Below are 5933 nucleotides of genomic sequence, written 5' to 3'. Positions count from 1 at the left end.
GCGATCCGCCGCGCGGCCGGCGCTGCCCTGAAACGGCCCTGCTGTACGTGCCCGGCGACTCCGATCCGAGCCAGGAGTCATCCGCATGACCATCGCGATCGATCCCAGCACGACCAAATACCTGATTCGCGCCGAGCTTTCGGCGGACGGCGTCGTCGAGAAGCCCGACGTCGTCGGCGCCATCTTCGGCCAGACCGAGGGCCTCCTCGGCGACGAGCTCGACCTCCGCGACCTCCAGAAGTCCGGCCGCATCGGCCGCATCGAGGTCAACGTGGACTCCAAGAAGGGCAAGTCCACGGGCGAGATCATCCTCCCCTCGTCGCTCGACAAGGTCGAGACCGCGATCCTCGCGGCCGCGCTCGAGTCGATCGACCGCGTCGGCCCCTGCAAGGCCGAGATCAAGGTCCTCGGCGTCGAGGACGTGCGCATCTCGAAGCGCAAGCAGGTCATCGACCGCGCGAAGCAGCTCCTCCAGGCCCTCCAGGCCTCCACCTCGGGCGCCTCCGAGGACATCACCGACATGGTGCGCGACACGATCCGCACCGAGGAGATCGTGAGCTTCGGCGCCGAGCGCCTCCCCGCGGGCCCCACGGTCTCGAAGTCGGACTCGATCCTCGTCGTCGAGGGTCGCAACGACGTCATCAACCTCCTCAAGAACGGCATCACGAACGCGATCGCCGTCGAGGGCACGTCCGTTCCGCAGACGATCATCAACCTCACGAAGGAGAAGACCGCGATCGCGTTCGTCGACGGCGACCGCGGCGGCGAGCTCATCCTGAAGGAGCTCCTCCAGACGGCCGAGGTCGACTTCATCGCCCGCGCGCCCCGCGCGCGCGAGGTCGAGGAGCTCTCCCAGAAGCAGATCATGAAGTGCCTCCGCAACAAGATTCCCGCGGAGCAGTTCACGGAGATGTACAGCCTCGAGGGCGGCCGCCAGCACCAGCGCGAGACGCGCGACAACGTGCGCGGCCGCGGCCCGCGCGACGCGCGCGGCGGGCGCGAGCCCGACGATGACGACTACGTGCAGTCGACGGCCTCCGGCCAGCCGGTGCGCCCGAGCGACGAGGACCGCCCGTGGGAGGTCGCCGGAGCCGGCGCCGCCCGCCCGCAGCAGCCCCAGCAGCAGCCCCGCGAGGAGCGCCGCGACGACCGCCGCCGCGACGACCGCCGGGACGACCGCCGCGGGGACCGGCGGGACGACCGCCGTGGCGACCGCCGCGACGACCGCCGGGGCGGCGACCGCCGCGACGAGCGCCGCGAGCCCCGCGAGGAGCGCCGCGAGCCCCCGGCCCGCGAGGCGCCCCGCGAGGAGCGCATCCCCTCGCCCGAGCCCGAGATGGAGCCGGTCGAGATGGCGCCCCCGCGCCGCGCGAAGGGCGCCCGCGAGGAGAAGTACGTCTCGCTCCTCGAGGAGCTCGGCGGCAAGCTCCAGGCCATCCTCCTCGACGAGGCCGGCGAGCGCGTGGGCGACGTCGTCGCCGTGCGCGACCTCGCGGACACGCTGAAGAAGGACGGCGACAAGGTGAAGGCGGTCGTCTTCGACGGCGTCATCACGCAGCGCCTCCTCGACATCGCGGCCGACAAGAAGATCGCGACGCTCGTGGGCGTCAAGACCGGCAACATCACGAAGAAGCCGAGCGATGTTGAGGTCCTGACCAAGGCCGACCTCGCTTAGCGCCACGATCCGGCGCGGACCGCGCGCGGTCCGCGCCACCCCGCGCGTTGCCCTCGGCGACGCGCGGTCTTCCTCCTTTTCCGAACCCCTCCCGAGGAGATTCTCCACGCGAAACCATCCTTCGCGTGCGGCCGTACCTTTGTTTCCACTCCTTCGCGTGCGAGCGGCAAATCGAAGCAAACCTTATTTTGAACGCGCACGATGATACCAACGGGTAGGATGGGATAGGCATGCACAAGGACGAGCTCATCCAGATGCACACGCTTCTGTGCCAGCTGAAGAACCACTTCCAGGCGCAGGGCCGCGGGATCTCCGGCGCCTTCGATCAGTACGAGTCGCTCGGCGTCACGCCGCTCCACGTGCACCGCTCGAAGACGGACCACAAGCGCGCCATCTTCCTCCTCGGCAAGGAGCTCGCCGGCATGGTGTCCACGGACGACCTCTCGAACCCCGCGCGCGTGGGCGCCCGCATGGGCCACCTCGTGCACAAGCTCGAGAAGCCGATGATGCGGCCGTGAGACACCGTTTCAGCCGACGCAAACGTTTTTTGCCGAAGCCGACCCCTTCGAGTCCGTGGCCGTCGGCACGGAATTCGACATCTACCAGGGCGAACGGGGAACCGTGGCGGTCACGAACGAGACCCGCCGACGGATCCTGGAAGCTTTGGCCGAATCCGATCGGGAGCTTCCCGACCTCGTCCGGATGACCGGCAAGTCGAAGCCCACGCTATCCAACCTGCACGTCCGCGAATTGCTCGCTCAGGGTCTCATCGAGGAGCGCCCCCATCCAACGGACGCAAGACGCAAGGTCTACCGGGCCAAAGGCCGCCGCATCGGGCGCTCGACGGTTCCGATCGAGGAGCTGCGGGGCGCCGTCAGGAACTACGTCGCAACCTCTCCTCTTGCCTTCGCAGTCCCGTTCAAGGGGCTCGTCGAAATCCTTGCCGCGGGCCGGGCGACGGCCGCCGCGATCCGTCGCGCCCAGGGGCGGCGCCTCGCGGAGCACCTGGGACCCCTCCTGCCCATTGCGGGTCCGCGGGACCTGCTCACCGCCGTGGCCGCCCTCTGGGAACGCGAAGGTGTCGCCCGCACCGGACGCATCGACCTTGACCGCCTCGAGATCGCGGTGGACCTCGATGCGGCGGTTCCGGCGGGGGCGGCGGCGGAGGTTCTTGCGGGCCTGATCGAAGGGATCGCCACTGTCCGCGGGGTCAAGGGGGTCAGCGAGCGGACCCACGTCGCGGTCTCGGGCCAACGGGCCACGTTCCGGGTCCGCGAACAAAACGACTGAAACGTTTCAGTTGATAGAAACGTTTATCGATCTGGCCGCCCATCGGGCCGCGTGGGCGCCTGCGCGCCCGCTGAAACCATGTCAACCTACGCCACCCCCGTCCCCAAGGCCCAAACCGTGATCCGCCCCGCCCTTGCGGGGCTGTACTGGAAACTCACCGCGCCCGCCCTCGGCCTCGTCGCCCTCCTCGGCTTCGTGCTGGGGCCCGCGTCCCTGCTCGGAGGGTTTCTGACATTCGACACGACCCACAATGTCGTCCACCTGGCCCTGGCGGCCGTCGCCGCCATCCTCGGGTTCCTCGTGGAATCCGGGGCGACCCAGAAGGTGGCCGCCCGCGTCTTCGGCGTGGTCTATCTGGGCCTTGCCGTCGCTGGATTCCTCTCCGCGGACGTTTTCGGCGTCGGGAGCCTGGTCGGTCTCCACCTCGAGGTGGGCGAGAACCTCGTCCACCTCGCCCTCGGCGCGGGGGCGCTCTACGTCGGGTTCGCGGAGAGCTGAAGTTCAGATCAACGGAACGACAGCCGGGTTCGACCCCTTCGCGGCAAACGGGCCCATGCTCCGGTGCCGCAAGGGGCCCGACCCGCGATCGACGACGGGCCGCCGAACCTGACGGGCCGATGCTTTTCAGCGACGTCGTTTCCGACGACGCCGATCAGAAAGATATGATGAAGGGGGCCGATGCGCAAAGAGCGCCGCAGATCGATCTGCGGCGGGAAGGAGGCATCATCATCATCATCATCATCATCACCCCATCCTCTCGAGCGCATGGACTGGCGAGCGTCGTGATCCTGATCGTGCTCTCGTCCATGTTCCCGGGCACAGCAGGGGCGGTGGCGCCCCCCTCGCTCGCCGAGGATCCCTGCGACCGCCCGCTGCTCCCGCGCGGGCCCATCCGCATCGACGGCGCGGATTCCCTCGCCCTCCCGACGAGCGGCATCGTGGCCGGGAGCGGCACGGCGGAGGATCCGTTCCTGATCTGCGGCTGGATCGTGCAGGGCGGCGTGAACTACGGCGCCGAAATCAAGAACGTCGACGCGCACATTGTCTTCAAGCACAACGTGGTGCGGGACACGGCCGTCATGCTTCGCACGTACATCCACCGCTCCGCGGACTCCATCGCAGAGGATCCCCTCGGGCTGGGGGAGGCCGCCCCGCGACCGCGCCTCGACGTCGACGCCGGCTATCTGCCCGCGGCCGTCAAGTTCGAGAACGTTGGAAACGTGCGCGTCGAAAACGTGAGTCTGGAACACAACACGAACTGCGCGCGACTCGTCGTGCACGCATGCGCCGGGGATTTCTCGGTCTCGTCGTGCGATCAACCCTGCTATGTCCTCCCCGCGCAGATGTCCGGCCTTGTCATCTTCGGCGCGGGCGATGTCGCAATCGATGACCTGAGCGTGGAGGACGACTCCGGCTATGCGATCCTCGTGCTCGGCGCGCGATCGCTCGTTCTCAGCAATTCCGAGGCCGCGAGCGCGTTCATCATCACGACCCCGCGTCCGGTGACGGTCGGAAACGCCTTCGAGCGGGTTCTCTTCGCGCGTGCCCACGATGCTCTGGTCGAAAGCAACGTGTTCGGACAAGCCGCCACGATCCTGGAGAGCGACAGGGTCACCCTGCGCGGGAACGCATGGACCGGCCAGATGACGAACCCCACGCAGCTCACGATGGTCGCGGCGCACAGCCTCGTCCTTGAAGGCAATGTCTTCCGTGCCACCCGCGGGGATGCCATCGTGGCCATCGATTCCACCGACGCCACCGTGCGTGGTAACGACTTCACAGCTTCCTCCGGGTACGCCGTGCGCACGCTGAGCAGGACTGCCCCCGAAGAGGTCGAGGGCGGGCACGACCTCACGCCCGCTCACGAGGGAGGGGACGATCCGCAATGGTATGACGGGCCGCCGGTCGACGCCCGCCACAACTGGTGGGGTTGCGCCGACGGGCCGGGAAGCGACGGATGCGCGCGCGTGCAAGGCCCGGTAGCCTTCGAACCGTTCGCCACCCGGCCCTTCATGGCGGAGGTCTGAGCATGCGCAAGCTCATCCTCGCGGGCCTCGTCCTGGTCTGGATCCTGGGCTCCTCCACCCCGTACGCGATCGCGTCCGGCCCCGTCCCCCCGCATCCCCACGGCCATACGTACGTGGGCGTGGCTCCGGGTTTGTTCGCCGACGACGGCGAAAACGAGCCTGTGACCGTCCCGCTGCGCATGCGCGACCTTTGCGCGGACACCCCTGCGTTCATCCACGAAATGAAGCCCTTCTGGGATTCCGATCCGGAAACGGGCATCGGAGGCGCGTGCTTCCCGTACGTGACGCGCCACGGGGATGCGGGCGGGATCACCCACCGCATCGACGCCTTCGAAGGGAGGTCGCCGACCCGGGCCGTCTACCTCGCGTGCCTGGACGTGGATCACGACGGCTCGTGCTTCGAACCGGGCGGATCCCCCCTGCGCGATTTCGACCCTCACGATATCGTCGTGCTCTGCTACGAATCGGGAGGGAAGGGGTGGCGTCTCGGAACAAAGGACCCCTGCCTTCTCCACTTCAAGCGTGGAATCCCGGACGAGACCGCCTACGTCGTCATTCTCGGCGGGATCGACGCGGACGGCGAGAGGGTCGCTTACGGACCGAACGCCCAGGGATGGATCTTCATCGTCCCCGTGCCTGTGCCGACCCCCCCTTCGCCCTCTTGATCGCGACGCCGAAGACGCGCGACCGGGGGGCCCGACGGTGCGTGGAGTCCGACGTTCCACGGTCGTGACCGTCGGCCGACGATGGGCGACGCCGCCGTCGACGGCGATCGCGAGCCCCCGGGCGCGTCGGGGTCCGCCCGGACCCTCGCCCCATGGCCGGGGGCAGGCGAGAAGCCGTCCGAGGCGCAGGGGCGCGCGCGCGGCACGCCCACTTTCGCCCACCCCCCGCGCTGAGGGGCTTCACGCCGGGATGCCACCCTGAGGCCATGGCTTCGC

General features: G+C 68.7%; 6 protein-coding genes. All 6 read left to right on the top strand.

Going from position 1 to position 5933, the window contains the following annotated elements; all coding sequences use genetic code 11:
- Positions 1-85: 85 nt before the first annotated feature.
- A complete protein-coding gene (gene dnaG, locus VM889_04085; protein HVL47717.1) occupies positions 86-1675 on the top strand; it encodes a DNA primase DnaG in 1590 nt (529 codons plus the stop codon).
- Between the two features lie 230 nt (positions 1676-1905).
- Positions 1906-2193, top strand: a complete 288-nt coding sequence (locus VM889_04080; protein HVL47716.1) for a UPF0058 family protein — start codon at positions 1906-1908, stop codon at positions 2191-2193.
- A gap of 55 nt (positions 2194-2248) precedes the next feature.
- Positions 2249-2965, top strand: coding sequence for a winged helix-turn-helix domain-containing protein (locus tag VM889_04075; GenBank protein ID HVL47715.1), 717 nt, complete (start codon positions 2249-2251; stop codon positions 2963-2965).
- Between the two features lie 51 nt (positions 2966-3016).
- Entirely contained in the window at positions 3017-3463 is a 447-nt protein-coding gene (locus VM889_04070; protein ID HVL47714.1) for a hypothetical protein, read from the top strand.
- A 119-nt stretch (positions 3464-3582) separates the two neighbouring features.
- Positions 3583-4992, top strand: coding sequence for a right-handed parallel beta-helix repeat-containing protein (locus VM889_04065; GenBank protein ID HVL47713.1), 1410 nt, complete (start codon positions 3583-3585; stop codon positions 4990-4992).
- 2 nt (positions 4993-4994) lie between these two features.
- Positions 4995-5657, top strand: a complete 663-nt coding sequence (locus VM889_04060; protein ID HVL47712.1) for a hypothetical protein — start codon at positions 4995-4997, stop codon at positions 5655-5657.
- Positions 5658-5933: the final 276 nt, after the last annotated feature.

This window comes from Candidatus Thermoplasmatota archaeon (assembly GCA_035540375.1).
GTDB lineage: Archaea > Thermoplasmatota > SW-10-69-26 > JACQPN01 > JAJPHT01 > DATLGO01.
This window is presented reverse-complemented; position numbering and strand designations above follow the sequence as displayed.

What these genes read in the sequence shown, in the direction of transcription:
- VM889_04080 (HVL47716.1), top strand. Translation starts at nt 1,906, where the DNA reads ATGCACAAGGACGAGCTCATCCAGATGCACACGCTTCTGTGCCAGCTG.
- dnaG (HVL47717.1), top strand. Translation starts at nt 86, where the DNA reads ATGACCATCGCGATCGATCCCAGCACGACCAAATACCTGATTCGCGCC.
- VM889_04060 (HVL47712.1), top strand. Translation starts at nt 4,995, where the DNA reads ATGCGCAAGCTCATCCTCGCGGGCCTCGTCCTGGTCTGGATCCTGGGC.
- VM889_04065 (HVL47713.1), top strand. Translation starts at nt 3,583, where the DNA reads ATGCTTTTCAGCGACGTCGTTTCCGACGACGCCGATCAGAAAGATATG.